Annotated in this window: 13 protein-coding genes; all 13 read right to left on the reverse strand. The window is 44.7% G+C overall.

Annotated features, from left to right (window positions below):
• Positions 1 to 158 precede the first annotated feature (158 nt).
• The 13 genes from L6I86_RS02435 to L6I86_RS02495 all read right to left on the reverse strand — a co-directional run bounded on the left by L6I86_RS02435 (position 159) and on the right by L6I86_RS02495 (position 16,819).
• Entirely contained in the window at positions 159 to 1,274 is a 1,116-nt protein-coding gene (locus L6I86_RS02435; protein WP_236284323.1) for a GerAB/ArcD/ProY family transporter, read from the reverse strand.
• A gap of 32 nt (positions 1,275 to 1,306) precedes the next feature.
• Positions 1,307 to 2,413: a GerAB/ArcD/ProY family transporter gene (locus tag L6I86_RS02440; protein ID WP_236284324.1), complete on the reverse strand. Its 1,107-nt coding sequence runs from the start codon at positions 2,411 to 2,413 to the stop codon at positions 1,307 to 1,309.
• Between the two features lie 26 nt (positions 2,414 to 2,439).
• Positions 2,440 to 2,673: a hypothetical protein gene (locus L6I86_RS02445; RefSeq protein ID WP_236284325.1), complete on the reverse strand. Its 234-nt coding sequence runs from the start codon at positions 2,671 to 2,673 to the stop codon at positions 2,440 to 2,442.
• 6 nt (positions 2,674 to 2,679) lie between these two features.
• Complete coding sequence (locus L6I86_RS02450; protein WP_236284326.1) at positions 2,680 to 3,879, reverse strand: Ger(x)C family spore germination protein; 1,200 nt, start codon at positions 3,877 to 3,879, stop codon at positions 2,680 to 2,682.
• Positions 3,880 to 3,917: 38 nt separating this feature from the next.
• Positions 3,918 to 5,498 (reverse strand): spore germination protein, encoded by a 1,581-nt coding sequence (locus tag L6I86_RS02455; protein ID WP_420851829.1) that lies wholly within the window; start codon positions 5,496 to 5,498, stop codon positions 3,918 to 3,920.
• Between the two features lie 252 nt (positions 5,499 to 5,750).
• Positions 5,751 to 6,080 carry a spore coat protein gene (locus L6I86_RS02460; protein WP_236284327.1) on the reverse strand — a complete coding sequence of 110 codons (330 nt, stop codon included), beginning with the start codon at positions 6,078 to 6,080 and terminating at the stop codon, positions 5,751 to 5,753.
• 30 nt (positions 6,081 to 6,110) lie between these two features.
• A complete protein-coding gene (locus L6I86_RS02465) occupies positions 6,111 to 6,338 on the reverse strand; it encodes a hypothetical protein (RefSeq protein WP_236284328.1) in 228 nt (75 codons plus the stop codon).
• Positions 6,339 to 6,502: 164 nt separating this feature from the next.
• Complete coding sequence (locus tag L6I86_RS02470) at positions 6,503 to 7,582, reverse strand: HupE/UreJ family protein (RefSeq protein ID WP_236284329.1); 1,080 nt, start codon at positions 7,580 to 7,582, stop codon at positions 6,503 to 6,505.
• Positions 7,583 to 7,680: 98 nt separating this feature from the next.
• Complete coding sequence (locus tag L6I86_RS02475) at positions 7,681 to 11,865, reverse strand: discoidin domain-containing protein (protein WP_236284330.1); 4,185 nt, start codon at positions 11,863 to 11,865, stop codon at positions 7,681 to 7,683.
• Between the two features lie 68 nt (positions 11,866 to 11,933).
• Entirely contained in the window at positions 11,934 to 13,586 is a 1,653-nt protein-coding gene (locus tag L6I86_RS02480) for an ABC transporter permease (protein WP_236284331.1), read from the reverse strand.
• The gene (locus tag L6I86_RS02485) at positions 13,579 to 14,703 is read right to left on the reverse strand and encodes an ABC transporter ATP-binding protein (RefSeq protein ID WP_236284332.1); all 1,125 of its coding nucleotides are present in this window, start codon (positions 14,701 to 14,703) and stop codon (positions 13,579 to 13,581) included. The genes L6I86_RS02480 and L6I86_RS02485 overlap by 8 nt, the downstream gene beginning before the upstream one ends.
• Before the next feature lie 102 nt (positions 14,704 to 14,805).
• Positions 14,806 to 15,864 carry an ABC transporter substrate-binding protein gene (locus tag L6I86_RS02490; RefSeq protein ID WP_236284333.1) on the reverse strand — a complete coding sequence of 353 codons (1,059 nt, stop codon included), beginning with the start codon at positions 15,862 to 15,864 and terminating at the stop codon, positions 14,806 to 14,808.
• Positions 15,865 to 16,018: 154 nt separating this feature from the next.
• The gene (locus L6I86_RS02495) at positions 16,019 to 16,819 is read right to left on the reverse strand and encodes a PHP domain-containing protein (RefSeq protein WP_236284334.1); all 801 of its coding nucleotides are present in this window, start codon (positions 16,817 to 16,819) and stop codon (positions 16,019 to 16,021) included.
• Positions 16,820 to 16,828: the final 9 nt, after the last annotated feature.

Consider the following 16,828-nt stretch of genomic DNA (forward strand, 5'->3'; position numbering starts at 1 on the left):
TTGTATTCGGATGGTAGTAATAAGAGAATGATATATTCTATGAATTACCCATCATTTCTTAACCTGCAGAGAACCAACTCAAATAAAAAAAGCAAAGCCATGATCGGCCTTGCTCTAGTCATTTGTATTCGTGCACCTTTAGTACTTGTTAATTCCATTCACTGAACGTATTTTTTGCGAACAGCAGCCACTACCCATAATAACAATGGCAGAAATAACCCGAATGTTGCTGCGTATGGCATCCATGTATCCTTAAAAAATGACGCCGCGTAGCTGCTGTTAGGGTAAGCAACAATAGAAAAAACAATCAGGATCATCCCCATGGGATACGATAAAAATCGGTAATCCTTCAAATGAAATGTTTGAGCAAGACCTAACAGAGAGGCATAGAAACAGAGGGTAGCCTTAAAATAGACACAAATGAATGCAACGCCAGCTATAACGACATCGATCCTTTGGTAAAAATCACCGATATTAATTTTTTTCGTAACGGTGAAACTTGCAAAAGTATTGGCAGCCGTTAACTCAGGACCTAGAACCGTAAGACAATAAAACAAAGGAATCGTTAACGAGATCCCCCCCATTAAGCCCCCTGTTAGAAAGGATTTCTTGACGCTATCTGTTCGGTTCATGAAGGGGATAATCATTAAAAACACGACAAGCTCCAAGCTTGGAGAGCCGACATATGGAATAATACCTCGTAGGATCGGTTTAAAACCATTTTCAAATACTGGTTGCAGTTTGATCAATTCGACTTCTGGAATCAGTCCAATCATAGCCATTAAATAAAATAGAATTAGAATTGGAAATAGTAATTCTGCCATTCGTGCAACCGTTTCAATTCCCAATCTTGCCCCCATAATAATGATGCATAGGGACAAAATATGAACGGCTTGGATCGGTGTTTGAGGCAACAGGAGCGTGATCAGATAATCACCAATATTTCGAAGGACTAAACCGGAAAGCAAATAAAAGTGGATACAAAACAATACGGAAAGTAGTTTGCCAAACCATTTGCCCAAAATCTTTTCGCTATATTGAACGAGTGTCATATTCGGAAACATCGTCCCGACCCGATGATAGAGACTAATGATGAGCAATCCCAGAGCTACTCCCATTATTGAAGACAACCAGGCATCTTGTTTAGCTTCGGAGGCGATAAAGGACGGAATATATAAGATCGAGCTTCCAATTGTGAAAACCGTCACTAATAAAGCAAATTGTTTGGATGAGATTTTCCCATTGTCGAGCACCTTACTACCTCCCTCTTGCATACAGATCGTTACCCATTACATGCCTCCGTTTATCATTTGGATGTAGGAATACCAAACAAGATTCGAATTTTAGCTATACCAAGCAACAGCAAAGGTAGGACGAGCCCAAATGTTCCAGCATAGAAAAACCAAGTGTCTTTAAGAAATCCAGCAATATAATGCTCGCTCGGAACAATTACAAGCGTTACCACAATCATGAACATCCCTAAAGGCGCGCTAAATGGACGCACATTTTGGATGCCGAACAGGTTGGCAAACACAGCAAGCGACACGTGAAAGTACATCACCGCTCGAATGAACGTTGAAATAAGCCAAATGAAAGCAATGATGGCTTCAATACGAGTCAGGAAGTCCCCGACATTAATCTTCTTGGCAAGCGCATAAGTTGGCGCTGAATTACTCGCCATAATTGCTGGCCCCAGAACGAGAATATTCAACAGGACGATGATCAGAAGAAGGATTCCTCCTAGGCATGTACCGATATAGAAAGCTTTCCCCGCGGCTTTGCTATTATTAACGAAAGGGAAAATCATTAAGAACTTAACAGGTGAGAACGAAATTACGCTTACATAAAAAAGTGAGGCACGTATAATCGGAGTAACTCCGTTCTCTAACACAGGTTGAATATGACTTACCTTGATTTGGGGAGCAACGACTGTAATGAAAGCGATCAGCAAGATGAGAAAAGGGACAAATAAAAGTTCAGCGGTTCGGGCGAAGGTTTCTACACCAAGACGCGCGGCACCAATCACAATTGTTACATACAAGATAATTAAAGAAACGATCGGTGTTTCTGGCATCCAATACGTCTTAATAAAATTGCAAACATGAAAAGGGATTCCAGCACCAGTCGTCATGACCCAGAAAAAAAAAGTGAAATTAACCAGTTTTCCAATCCACTTTCCGAACACTCTTTCAATGATTTGGTCCAAAGTAAGATCGGGAAACAAATGAGCGACTTTGATATATAACCATACAAGCATCAAGCCAGCCGCGGTACCGAATATCGCTGCCAGCCAAGCATCTTGTTTGGCAAAGGCCGCTAACGGTGAGGGAGTATGCAAAATAACCGTGCCAACTGAATACAGAAGAACAAGAATCATAAACTGGCGAGGTGATATTTGTATTTTTCCAGGCACGATACTCCCCCCTCCATGTCATCTTTTTATTTCAAGATGTTATTCATTAAGTTACTAAACGGCTGATATAAAGTGATGATCCAGTCGAGGGGGTTCGGAATCTCAACATGTAAACTCAACAAGATACTTAAACCGGTTCCCACTACGAGTAAAATGGAAAATAGCCATAGTTCCTTCATGAACCGCCCTTTGAAGAGCGCAGGCGCTTCATAGATGAAGATGGCGCCAGCCGCTGCAAGGATTCCTGAAATCGCCCACATATCCGATCACTCCTTCATCTGCTGCAGGACCGAATTAGAAACGGTTCCTAATCGGAGGGTCTTGACATCCGCTGTTACTTGAACTGGCAGGTTGGTGAACTCTTCGTCCCAATTTGTTTTCAGCTTCTTCCATGCCTTGGGATCGGCACGGTGAATAACCTCGCCAAAACCGAAAATATCGACTTTGTATTTCTTTTGTACGCTTTCGATCGTATGCTTTATCATGGCTTCAAGTTTTTGATTTGCCCTCTTATCCAATTCGTCAATCGTTTCCTGTTTCGTAAAGTCGATCTTGCACTCTACATCCTGGATATTTTGTTCGATTCGAATATGCATACTAATTTGTGGCTCTCCTTGAACAACTTTTCCTTTCACTTCCGTTTTCGAGCGGATCACCTCGGCGGATATGTTACCTCCGTCGGGACATCCCACAACTCCGATGGTACGCTGCACTTTATCCTCGATATAGTTATATGACTTGCTTTCCTCTTCATTAAGCCAGCCCAGCAATTTGTCTTTTTTCATGACTGCCAGTCCCGTGTAATGCAACATGCCGGGAGTATCTACCTTTTCTAGATTGTTCTTACTTGCTGCTTGTTTATAACTTCCCAATATCTGGATTGTACTCAACACGGGATGTTTCCCTTCACTGATTAGATCAGACATCAGACTATCCAATTGGACAGGAACGGTTGGTGCCCATGTTTTTCTGGACACCTCGAGAGTACCAAACATCGTATTCGCGGAGAGTGTTTCTAGTGGCGTAATCACTCCCAATAGTTCCCTTGCTGTCGTTCCCTTCGCTATGGCAAAGTAAAAGTCCGTTCGGATCTCCTTGTTTCTCGACAGGAAGTCAAGCGTATCGCGGATGCCGTCCCTCGCAAGCTGCTCGCCGAAAATAAGCATCCGAATATGTGAAAAGTAGAGGTGCCGAGGCGTAACCTCCGACATTCTCCGGATGGCCTGAGGCACCGTTTCTCCTCTTGCATGATAGAGTACGGACGGCGATCGGCCGCTGCTCTGTTTCTTTGCGGATGCTGCATTCGGATCCATGACTAGGACGGAAACCTCAAAATCATCCCCTGCCTTATCGATGCCGATCACGCCAGCAAAGGCGAGGTTATTAAGCTCGCGGCGACTCCAACAGCCGGTCATGACGATGAGCAGAATCAGAACAAATGGTAAGAGGAATGCTCCTCGTTTCATGTCTCACAACTCCTTTGACCGATTACTGCAGTAGCCCCTTAATTTCGTCGCGGTTTAGGTTTCTGTGGCGGTGATTTTTGCCCACGAGTTATATTTTTCTGACTGATCAGGCGAGGGCGGGTAAACATGGCCCAACGGGGAAAACGGAAAATAACATCCTTCTGGTCAACAGGTATCATGGGCGCAAAAGGACTCATATAGGGAACTCCGAATGAGCGAAGACTGCACACATGCAGTAAAATAGCAATGATGCCGACAAAAATCCCAAATAGTCCGAAGGAAGCTGCCAGCCCCATCATGGGGAAGCGAAGCATGCGAAAGGTGTTGGACATGCTGTACGAAGGAAAAATAAAGCTGCTAATCGCTGTTATGGCAACGACGATGACCATCGCAGCCGATACAATGCCCGCCTCGACGGCTGCCTGTCCAATAACTAAGGTTCCTACGACGGATACGGCAGGACCGATAGCTCTTGGCATGCGAAGACCAGCTTCCCTTAATACCTCGAAAGCTACCTCCATGATTAGCGCTTCGATGAAGGCAGGTATAGGAACGCCTTCCCGCTGAGCCGCCAAACCAAGCACCAGGGGTGTAGGCAGCATTTCTTGGTGAAATGTCGTTATCGCGATATACAGCGATGGAGCCAGTAACGTGATAAAGATCCCAATATAGCGCAGGATGCGAACTAGCGTGCTTATATCCGCACGTTGATAATAGTCTTCCGCGGCATGCAAGAAGGAAACAAACAACGCTGGAACGACAAGAACAAACGGGGTTCCATCGACTAGAATTGCGACTTTTCCTTCCAATAATTCGGCTGCAATGACATCCGGCCGTTCCGAGTTTTTAATCGTCGGAAAAGGTGTGTACGTTTCGTCTTGAATCAATTCCTCGATATATCCGCTTTCCAGGATGCTGTCGATATCGATCCGGTCTAAACGCACACGGACTTCCTCGATCACTTCATCGCTCGCGATCCCTTTGATGAACATGATGGCAACATCGGTTTTGGTCACCCGTCCGATTTGTCTAGATTCCAACCATAGATTCGGGTCTTTAATTTTGCGTCTAATTAAGGCGGTATTCGTACGCAGTGTTTCAGAGAACGCTTCCTGAGGTCCGCGGACCGTAGATTCGGTCGTTGGTTCGTTGATCCCTCTGTCCTTCCAGCCCTGTACGCCGACAGCTACTCCCTGTTCATATCCGTCTAACAATATAACTGCTTCTCCGGATAAAACCGAGTTGTACAATGTATCAAAGTCAGTTACGTCTTTGATACCGCCGATCGTGAGGGCCAAATCCTTCAACCTCTGAAACAGCCCTGAGGGAGATGACAGATACTCGGGTTGATTCGTTAAGTCCATCATGACCGTTTCCGCAACAAAGTCATTGATTATTTTTTGATCCGTTAAACCCTCCGTGTAAATAAGTCCCATGACTAACCCACCGGATTGGCTAAGGGGTATCTCACGGAAGATAATATCCGAACTGTTGCCGAGATCTTCTTTCACTTTCTGTATATTTTGTTTAAGATTTGATTGAATTGAGTCTTTCCCGGTCGGCATCTCTGTTGAAGATCTACTCTTAGACGACCGGATTAACAATCGAGTAAATTTCATGAATATGCTCCTTAGTTTTGATTTACAAGCAATGCTAGCTTTTGCACTTCTAAGGCAGCCGTTTCTTACAAATTTCGTAACCATGTTTCATTTAACAAATTAATATCTGTATAGCCCCAAATCATCACTTTTATTCGCTTTTAAAACATAAATTACAACTTTTTCAGGATAAGTATTAGCGGCTGATCCCATTTTAAAAAAATTAAAAAACGGAACCAACTGCACGCCAGTGCAACGGTTCCGTTTATTTCATTAATGAAACGTCGGAAACTGCGTTTGATAATTCGTAAATTGCGTTTTCGTTTGCTGAATTTCCTGTTGATCCGCGACTTTCATTTTGTACCAGCCCTTTTGAAACATTTGATTGAACAACTTGTACTGGGTATTGTGCGTATCGCTCAAAATGCTTTGTACCGTTTCATGCAGCTTCGGATTTTGCATTTCCAGCAGTCCCGTGTTGTACCCGGAGGACAAATATTTCTCATTTGTTAAAATCTCGTTTAAAAAATCGCGATCGTTTAATTCCGGCCCCTTCACTTGCGGAAGTTGTCCCGATTGGGGCATGGCGAGCTCTAGACTCATAGCTGTACCTCCTTTGGATGTCGCAAGCGACTAATGAAGCAGTGTGAGCAACGAATTGTAGTGGTCGAGATGCTTTTGTCCAGTTTGGTTGATAAGAGCTTTTATTTGTGGATCCGTGCACCGATTAGCGGTATCATTGCATTTCTTCATCGCGAGCAGCTCCCAAGACAAAAAGTCTTTCACATAGGAGAGTTCCTTGTCGGTAAGCACATTGCGATCGGATGTCGTCTGAGTCATCTGTGACTGGCTATCTGGCATGTTGACTCCCTCCTCCCTCAATCCATTAAAGTTTGTCTTACTCCACGTACTATTTGCCGTTAACTGCCATTTTATCCATATCGCCCCTAAAATGTGTAAAAACTTTGCTTGAAATGTGCTTGTATCATAAATAGGATTCAGGTGATCGGCATCGTACAAGCCTACTAGATGCGCTCGATCGCCCATACTACGCCGAACACGAATATGATGGCCGACAGACTGAGCGCAAACGGCGGAAACCATTTCCGGGAGCGAAATAGCAAGAGAAAAGGCAGTACCAACGCGACGACTGCCAATTGTCCTGCTTCAATACCAGCATTGAAGCTGAGCAGCGAGCTGATAAAATTACGGTTCGGCAATCCTGTCTCTTGCAGTGCGCCGGCAAACCCCATCCCATGCAAGAGACCGAAAGCAAAAGTGAGCAGCCAACGGTAACGGGGAACCTTCGCTTTCCGACGTATATACCAATTTTCCGCAGCCACATAAGCTATGGAAAGAGCGATAACGCACTCGATGACACTTGAATTAAATCGAATTATTTCCATTGCCGTCAGCAGCAGCGTGACGCTGTGTGCGGCGGTGAACGCTGTTACTATTCCCAGTGCATTCCTCCACCCAGTGGCGACAATAAGCAGGCAAAGAAGGAACAATAGATGATCATAGCCCGTCCATATGTGCATCATTCCAAGCCAAGCGTATTGCAGGAGCGTGCTGCCCGCATCGTGCTCGCCCGAGGTTTCGTAATGATGCTCGCGGGTTTCCGCATTAAAAAAAGTATCCACCACATCGTCGCCGTGTAGAATCGTAAGAAAATTCACGTGCTGCGGGTCGATATCGTCAAAAATCAATGAATAATGAACCGTAAGATTGTCAATCACAAACTTCGAAGTATATTCCAACCGTATCTGAACACCTGGATTTTCAGCCCGTTCAGAAAGCGTTGCCGAAACGAAGCGAAATGCCAATGTTTCACCATCCCGCTTCAGCTCAACGTAATGCCGCACGTAATCGGCGAGCCGATCCTTGCCGGCTTCCAGCTCCTCCGCAGTCACGTGCAAATTTTCATCCGTATCGAGAACAGGCAATCCACTTTCTGGAAGGAACAAGTCGTAGACTACTCGAGGGCCTTCAATTGTAATTTGCGAGTAGCCTTTATTAAGTTGATGCGCTTCGGCTTGCAGCGGAATTAAGTACCCACTTGCCATGATCGACAGCAAAACAATCATAATACGTAGAAACATCATTATGATACCGTCCTTTTTTTCCTCGGTACGATAAATAACGGAGGGGAGATCATAGATCTCCCCCCGGACTTACCGTTCAAACATTTGGATATTCATATTTATTGCAGTATCGCTTTGGCTACGATGGCGAGGTCAACAATATCAACCCTACCGTCATGATTCACATCCGCTTTTTCATTCCAAGCCGCTTGACCTTGTTCTGTGCCGAATGCCCCTGCAACAATTGCCAAGTCTCCAATAGAGATGCTTCTGTCTCCATTGACATTTGCGTTTATTTTCTTGCTTTCAAATACTTGAATGGCTGCTTCCAGTGCTGTTTTCGCGCTGTCCACTTGCTGCTGAGTGGCGTTCGAATTATTGGCTGTTACACGGGCCGTATCGATAGCAGACTGCAATTGCGCTTTGGAGCCAATCACGTACAGACCGTCTTCACTGCCTTCCACTGCTGCTGTGTACTTCGTCTGAGCACTTGCAATCGACGCATTCAGGAGCGACTTATCTACAGGTGTACTTGGTATCCTTATTTGCAACTCGTTGGAGGCTCCGCCAATCTGCAGCTCATTGCCCTGTCCGTTCGCAATCAATACGCTTCCTACAGTAATGGTTGTATTGGTTGCCAAGGATAGAGATTTGGCCTTGAATTTGAATGAGAGCAAATCCCCTTGTGACGGTACGTTCGCACCCACACTTGCAGCAACAATCCGGATTTGTCCCGCTGCAGTCTCCTTTTGATCGATGACTTGGAATCCGTCTTTCACCGAAGTAACTGATTCGAATTGCAACTTCGCTGGATCATAGTGAAGCGTCAAATCCTGCGCTTTCAGTTGCTGGTATACGCTTTGCGTGACGTTGCTAAGTCCCATCGTAACATCGAATGCTTGGCCGACAGTTACCTCCTGTAAACCTGTCAATGTAGACTGAGGCAATGACGCAGCTGGCAGTACATTCACGCTGATGCTCGTGGTTAATGCTACGTTGTTCTGATTTACACCTGCGGGCAGGTTGACAGATCCATTGACTGTGAAAGTCTGTGCCGTCTCTACAGCCGGATCATAGTTTGCTGCATCTACATTCCAAGTTACATTAGCAGTCTTGCTTCCTGAATCGGTAACCAATTCTACTGTCGAAGGCAAGCCAAGTGCTACTGCAGACTTTGCTGTTCCATTAGCTACCCCTGTGAGGTTAGCTGGCGCTGTTATGCTTATAAGCTGTGGTACTTTCTTTGGTTCTTTAAGTACATTGATCTCGGCTGCTGATGCATATCCACCTACCCCTGCGGTTGCTTCCAGCTTAAGATAGGACGCTCTCGTCACCGGGAACTCTGCTGTTTTCTCCGTGGCGTCATTAGCCCAAGTTCCAGTGTTGACTTTAGTGTACTGGATGCCATCCATACTCGCATAGACATTGTAGGCAGTGATATTACCGTTACCCCCGCCTTGTCTAGGGAGAACCTTGATTTTATCCACGTCGTAAGTACCGCCAAGATTCAATGTGATCGATTGCGGCAGCAGATTAGACTTATCCCACTTCGTATGCCAAATGGTAGCTGAGTCTCCATCGAGCACGTTGGAGGCTCTGTTATTCTCACCTATTAATTCCTCACTTGTTGCCGATGCCGTCATTTGATCCTGGGGAATTTTGTTCGGATCACCTAAAACCGGCGGATCTTCACCATCATAGGACCGCCCATAGACTGCAAATTCATAAATATTTGCTGTACTATTTTCAAAAGCATTTTGCCCATTTGTAATGTATAACCGAACATACCTGACAGTGGACTTCGTTATATACCTGTCCGTGCTGTTGGAAACGTTACCGTCTACTTCATCAAGGTCAACCCAAACCCTACCATTCAGACTACCCTGAAGCTTATAATCTTTGGTATTCAACGATATTGTCTCTCCGGCTTCTCCCGCATGCTTGACTACCCATCTGGCAATGTCGTAATACTGCTCAAGGTCAAACATTAGCCATTTGGCACCGTCCGTAGAAGACGACCATTTGCTACCGCTTGTTGTCAAACCATCGACCGCCTTGGACGGATCAAATCCCGTCACATTCCCGTTGGCTGTGGCATTCTTATTCAGAACAAGATTCGTCGCAATAGGATCGTAGGCTAATGTGTTAACATTGAACACATGGCTTGCATCCGAAGCATTTCCAGCTTCATCCCTAGCTTTTACTGTAAATGAATAGGCCGTATTAGCGGTCAGTCCTGTCACTTTCAAACTCGTATTTCCTGTTGTCGATCCTACTAAGGTAGAGCCATTATAAACATCGTAGCCAACTACGCCTACATTTCCGTTAAAATTATCCGTAGCCTTTTCCCATTCCAAAGTGATCATCTTGTCTGTTACAACTTTCGCTGTGACGTTGGCAGGCACGGTCGGTGCTTGCTTATCTGCGGAGAGAGCATCCGTCGTAAAATTGGTGATGGTCCAGGAACCAATCGTACTCCTTTTGTTGACATCCCTTCCGTTAATCACCACCCTGTCGGCATAAATATCAAATAGCAAGCCTTGAGCACCCGGCGAACCTTGAGCGATAATAGCTCCATCCCTAATCATGGTAAAGTACTGTTCGTTGTACATGTTGCCCGGCAGCCTTATATCGTCATGCAAATGACCAGTTATTAATATGCTCTGAGGATATTGTCCCACAATGTCCTTAATCTTTTGATCCTGCGCCTCGTCGCTATGATAATTATCAGTCGAATGCGACTTTGACACCGTATTCTCTAATGGCTGGTGGAGAAATAAGAATATCGGTTTGTCCTTACTTGCATCCTCCGCCATCTTCACCTTCAACCATGCTAACTGGGTTTCCGAGATATAGGCCCCGTCCTTGTCGTCAGCCTCCGACCCCAAATAGATGAAGTGGTATCCGTTTATCCACTTGTCAGAATAAATGCCCGGCATCCCTGTATGGGTCAGAAATCTGCTTTTCGCAAGTTCGATCCCCCCCATCCATCTAACATCGTGGTTTCCGTATGCAAAATAGCGTTCCACCTGGGGATATTTATTCATCGTGTTCATGATGACATTATATTGGTCATCTGTTCCGTAATCGGTAATATCGCCAGCAACGCTGACGGATCCCGCATTATTGCGTATTGCGTCCTGCATAGCATTATCAAGCGCAATATCTTGACTATCGCCTTGTTTCATTGCGTGAGTATCGGAAAAACCCATAAAGCTAAATTTATAGCTCGTATCCTGATTTGGATCAACAGCAGCAAGAACAGTAACATTGATGCTTATTGACAATGGAACATTATTCGAATATACATCCGACGGCAGGACAACCGTACCTGGTACCATAACAATTTGCTCGGTTTTTACCGTTCTATCGTAACCTGAGCCAGCTACGTTCCAGTTTACAAATGCATTCACATTGCCATTATCGGTCACCATAACGACCTCGCTAGGTAATCCAAGTGCCGCAGGTGTAGGCGCCGTTCCGTTGATGATACCTGTAACCGCTGCAGGAACCTTAATGCTTGTCAACGCCTTCGTCTTGATATCAACCTTAAACGTTGCTGCCTTGCCACGTACCGTGACAGTCAGTGTTTGACCGTCCACCGCAGTTGAGCTGTTGAAGCCGCTCACATCGGAAGCTCTGACTTCCTCCGCTCTAGTCGTTCCGTCGATGTAAGTTCCGGTGACGACCATGCCAGTAAGATCAAGAGTGTCCCCAACTCGGTAAATCTTCTTTGTTGGCGGCGTAGTAATAGCAATGCTGGTTAGCGTTTTTGAAAACTGAAACCAGTTGATGTTCGCTACATAAGTTTTTCCCACCGCCACCTTTAATACAAGGTATACGTCATGAACGCCGGTAACATTGTTCAAGTCCGCAGATTGCGTTTGAAATACATTCCAGTTGTCTGCAGCAGTAGTTGTAACGGCAAGCGTCCCCGCTACAGTACCTGTCGGGCTGTCGAGTCTGACTTCAATATTGCCGCCGGCATTGGACCCTTTAACAGAAATCCTTGTACTGAATTCCGCAGCGCCATTAGGACCGCTACCAAAGTCAATATTGCTATAAACTAGATACTGGTTATCATTCGTGCCGCCCACACACTGACCACCTTCGGGGCAGCCTTCGACTTTAAGATTAGTACCCGACTTGGAACTATAGCTCTCTGCTTCGATTAGACTGTATGCGTCGATTGCTGTTGCTGTTTCTGCATGCGCTAGCGGCATATAGCCGAAAGTACTGATCAAGAGAGAAAACAATAGGATGAGTGAAACGATTGACCTGCGAACCTTTGTTACCTTAACCACAAATGATCAACTCCATTTATCTATTTTATTTATCAAAGGAACGCCTATTTGAACCTTGTTCGTTTGCTTTACAAACTGACGGTCTTGCTCCCTGTTAATTTAAAGAATATCAATAAAGAGATAATGGTGGTGGCGATAAGGATGCTTGATAACGCTGCTGCCGTTCCATAACTTTGCTTTACTACCTCCGCATATATCGCGACAGACATTGTCCTTGTGCTACCGGTGTACAAGATAACGGATGCACATAATTCATTAATGACTGTGATCCAGCTCATGAGCGCCCCTGCAAGCACCCCAGGCAGCATCATGACCGCTGTAACTTTAAAGAAGGTTTTCATCGGCGAACACCCCAAACTGATGGATGCCTCTTCCAAGCTTGGACTGATCTGATACAGAATCGCCGCACTGGATCGAAGCGTGTAAGGCAGCTTTCTTAAAACATAAGCAATGACCATGATGATTATCGTCCCGCTCATCAACACCGGCTTTTTGTTGAATGCAAGAAGCAGAGTTATACCCAGTACGGAACCTGGCAAAATATAAGGGAACATTGTAATCGTATCAATGGCAGACGTTAGCAGGTTCTTCTTTCTGGTCGAAAGATACGCGATGAACATACCAAGAAGCACGATAATGAAAATGGCTATGAGACCGAACATATACGTATTGGTAACAGAATGCCACATACTTCTTAACACCGTTCTGTAGCTCTCCAATGATAAACCCGCCAGAAATCTGGAGCCTCTTGTTTCCAGGAACGATGTCACTACGACGGTCAACTGAGGGATGATAGCCAAGAACACAACGAAATAAATAGCGACATGACCCAGCATCCCTTTAAGGCCTTTCCATGCAGCTGGCTGTACGGGTCTTAAGGAGCTCATCGTGAAAGATTTTTTATTGATCATATACTTCTGACCCATAAATAGCAGTGCCGTTACAAACACCATGATGATAGCCATTGCCGCCGAAAAATTCGCCTGACCGCCTACTTCGCTAATAAATTCGGAATAAATCATAACCGGCATTACATTAAAGCCTTCTCCAATTAGCATTGGTGTGCCAAAATCGGCTAAAGCATTCATAAAGACAAGTAGTGAGCCGGCAAGCAAGGTGGGGGTGATCAACGGCAAGATGATGGTAAATACTTTTTTAACCGAATTGCATCCCAGACTTTCTGCAGCTTCGCTTAGCGACACATCAAGCTTCTTCAATGCACCAGACACATAAAGATATATGAAAGGAAATAATTTCAATGTCAGTACTAGTAAAATGCCGCCAAAGCCATAAATGCTTGGCATCTCGATCCCAAAGAATTGAAAAAATTTCGTAACGATACCGCTGCGACCGCTTAAAAGCACCCAGGAGTATGCACCGATAAACGGCGGCGATAGCATCGATATGATGATCAGGATCTCAATCAGTTTCTTGCCTTTCACTTTATATGCCGTTGTTAAATAGGCCATTGGGGCTCCGATCAAAACCGCAAGAAACGTTACGCAGCTGCTAATCAAAAAACTGTTAACCAGCCCTTGATAATAATACTTTTTCTGGAAAAACTTGATAAAATGATGAAATGTAAAAGTGCCATCCGTTGGACTTTTGAAGCCGCTCACGAACAGAGAGAACATTGGATAGAGCAGGAATATGCCGAATAATAGGGCTAAACACAAGGTTATCGCTGTCCAAAAATCAAATTTAATCTTGAATTTAGTCATATTTCTTCACGCCCTTGATTAAGCTCCGTTCTCCATCTTCGGTAAATACGTTGATTTTCTCACTCTTTGGAGCCAGATAAAGTTGATTATGCAAGTCGTAAAATTGGTTCGCATGGCCCAAATCTTGTACGAATTCGCAGGACATACCCGCATCCATCGTCATCTCTTCCTGAAAGGTTACCTCGTAATTGATATACTGGCCAAGAAACGTGCTTTTGCTGATTGTTGCCTTCAAGCCAGTATCCGCAATGGAAAATTGTTCGGGCCTCACGGCAATAATCACGTTCTGTCCATCCGTCACATCATCCACCAAATTATTCATACTGATCGAATAACCGTTCTGGAACACGACACGTTTTTCATTCCCTTTGAACCGGATGATTCCCTTGAAGAAGTTGGAATGACCAATGAAGCTCGATACGAATGTATTGGCCGGACGTGTATAAATCTCTCTCGGATTTCCAACCTGCTGAATCGTGCCTTCTTTCATAACGGCAATTCGATCAGATATGGCTAGTGCCTCCTCTTGATCATGGGTAACATAGACGGTGGTAATTCCAACATCCTTCTGTATATCCCTGATTGCGGTACGCATATCAACTCTCAGCTTGGCGTCCAGGTTCGAAAGCGGTTCGTCCATAAGGAGAACGTTGGGGCGAATGACAATAGCCCTTGCCAGAGCTACGCGCTGCTGCTGCCCCCCGGAAAGCTTCTCTGGAAGTCTTTCCTTGTAGGGATCGATTTGGACAACTCCCATAATCTCTTCCGTTCTTTTATGAACATCTGCCTTAGGTAGTTTCCTAAGCTTCAAGCCGTATTCCACATTTTGCTTTACCGTCAGGTGGGGAAAGATGGCGTAATTCTGAAACACCATGCCGATGTTTCTCTTATAGGCCGGAATCTCGTTGATGACTTGATCGTCGAAGCGGATCTCTCCGTCTTCAACAGAGCTGAAACCGGCAATCATTCTCAGCAATGTCGTTTTACCGCAGCCGGACGGTCCTAGAAGTGTGAAGAACTCGCCGTTCTTAATATCAACGGAAAGGCCCGGGATGATTGTGATTTTGCCGCTGTCGTATTTCTTAACCACATTATGAACATGAATGGCTACACTCACTTAACTTCCTCCTCTTGCTATACAAGCCTGTAACACTTGTGTTACAGGCTTGTATAGCACTTCTATTTCTCATCTAAGATGATATGAAATACGGGTATACGCTTAATTGCTTATATAAACATCTTTAAATTTGTCAAGCCATGCCTGATTGTTATCCAGTTCATACTTCAGATCTTCTTTAATGATCTTGAAATCTGTAATCGACTTTAAGCCTGACGGCGCTTGAACATCCGTCCTTGAAGCGCGCATATTCAGCTTGGTTGCCGTAAGGGTTTGTAAATCTTTGGATGTGAGGAAATCGACAAACTTTTTGGCGTTTTCCATATTTTTGGCACCCTTAATGATCTGCACAGTAGCCGGCGAAACAATAACGCCTTCTTTCATATAAATCACTTCAACCGGAGATCCTTGTCTAACGGCAGCGGACGCCAACTCTTCATGCGTGATTCCGACCACATACTCTCCATCAGAAACACCCTTAGGTACTGCGGCTGAGCTTGCAATCAACTTGCCGTCCAGATTCTTGGTCAGCTTCTTCATGTAATCCCATCCATTGCTCTCATTTCCTGCGCCGATTGTCTGTAAAATGTTCGCGATATGTGTTAATCCTGTTGAAGATTTCGATGGATCAGGGAATGCGATCTTACCTTTCAATTTCGGATTGAGGAGATCCTCATAGCCTTCTATTTTGATATCGCCAATCAGCTTTTTGTTTACCATAATCACCATCGGAATTACGTTGTTTCGAGTAATCGATCCCTCAGCGTTTTTGGCAGAGTCAATAATTGATTTCTCATTCTCTGATTTATAAGGTTCAAACAACTGTTGCTTGGGAGATATGACCGATATCGTGCCTCCCCATTCAACGTCGCCTAGCGGTTTTTCCTTTTCGGCTTCGATTCTTTTCAGAAGCTCTCCTGTTCCTGCAGTTACAACCTCTACCTTAATCCCTGTCTTGCTTTCAAATTCGGGAATCACCACATTCATGACATCCGCAGCCGCCGAAGTGTACACGACAAGAGACTTGGAAACTTCGCTTTTACTGATCAAAGGACTTGGGGAACTTGAAGCGGCGCCAGTTCCGGTCGTCGGCGAGCTTGTACAAGCTGCGCTCACCAGTACCATACATGCTGTTGCTGCTGTTGCGAAAAACCTTTTCATTCTTAACCCTCCATAACTTTGTTGTGGTACATAAATATCTTAATAAACGGGCATCCTCGGAACAATCCTCAAAAAAGGACAACTATCCTCAAATATGAACAGGCAGCTTTATCCGAGGTGTTCTCACCATGGCAAGCTGCCTGCAGTAATAAAATCAATTCATTTGAATATTTCCATCAACATATAAAGGAGTATTCAGACGTGCCATTCCGTGCCAGTCTGTCCCCCCAGACACCTCCAAACCTAATCTCTCACAACAAAGTTCATACCAATTAGATTCTTTTGGCGAGTGTGCAGGGTAATAGGCTTCAATACCATCGAGACCTAAAACTTTCATTTGTTTAAAGATCTTATATTCTTCATCTAAACTCAGTTTCATCAGTTTGGGGTGCGCCAGAAATGCTTTTCCACCACTTTTCTTTATTACTTCGAAACTTTTCTCGATCGGAGCACCATAAGATTGTCCTGAGAAATGGAAGCAATAAGCAACGAAGTCTCGATATTGGTCCCAGCCGTTAAATCGTCCATCCTGCAACATGGCATAGAACAGGCTAGACAGATAAAACCCTTTTCGATTTTGATTATGTCTCAATACTTGTTCCCAAGAATAATCGAACTTTTTAGACACGTATTTTTCAAACGTATACTTTGTGTATTCCGAAGCTTCCGCAGTTAAAGAATTTAACAATTTCAGTAGTTCGGCGTTCTTTATGTCTATGCCGTAACCAAGAATATGTACGATCTTTGGACCCATACACGATGAAATCTCCACACCGGGTAAGGTTTTAATATCCGTTCCTTCAGCAGCAGCCATAAAGGCCTCTACGCCCTCGACTGTATCGTGATCGGTCAATGCTACCGATTGTATTCCATGCTCGATGGCAAGTCCGATTAATTCCTCCGGGGTGTTGGTACCGTCAGAATAACAGGAATGCATATGATAATTATATTTCATGTCTCTTCT

The sequence above is a fragment of the Paenibacillus allorhizoplanae genome, assembly GCF_927798215.1.
Lineage (GTDB): Bacteria > Bacillota > Bacilli > Paenibacillales > NBRC-103111 > Paenibacillus_E > Paenibacillus_E allorhizoplanae.

Coding starts and splice junctions, on each gene's coding strand:
- L6I86_RS02435 (WP_236284323.1), bottom strand. CDS start 1,274: ATGCAAGAGGGAGGTAGTAAGGTGCTCGACAATGGGAAAATCTCATCC.
- L6I86_RS02445 (WP_236284325.1), bottom strand. CDS start 2,673: ATGTGGGCGATTTCAGGAATCCTTGCAGCGGCTGGCGCCATCTTCATC.
- L6I86_RS02450 (WP_236284326.1), bottom strand. CDS start 3,879: ATGAAACGAGGAGCATTCCTCTTACCATTTGTTCTGATTCTGCTCATC.
- L6I86_RS02455 (WP_420851829.1), bottom strand. CDS start 5,498: ATGAAATTTACTCGATTGTTAATCCGGTCGTCTAAGAGTAGATCTTCA.
- L6I86_RS02460 (WP_236284327.1), bottom strand. CDS start 6,080: ATGAGTCTAGAGCTCGCCATGCCCCAATCGGGACAACTTCCGCAAGTG.
- L6I86_RS02465 (WP_236284328.1), bottom strand. CDS start 6,338: ATGCCAGATAGCCAGTCACAGATGACTCAGACGACATCCGATCGCAAT.
- L6I86_RS02470 (WP_236284329.1), bottom strand. CDS start 7,582: ATGATGTTTCTACGTATTATGATTGTTTTGCTGTCGATCATGGCAAGT.
- L6I86_RS02480 (WP_236284331.1), bottom strand. CDS start 13,586: ATGACTAAATTCAAGATTAAATTTGATTTTTGGACAGCGATAACCTTG.
- L6I86_RS02490 (WP_236284333.1), bottom strand. CDS start 15,864: ATGAAAAGGTTTTTCGCAACAGCAGCAACAGCATGTATGGTACTGGTG.
- L6I86_RS02495 (WP_236284334.1), bottom strand. CDS start 16,819: ATGAAATATAATTATCATATGCATTCCTGTTATTCTGACGGTACCAAC.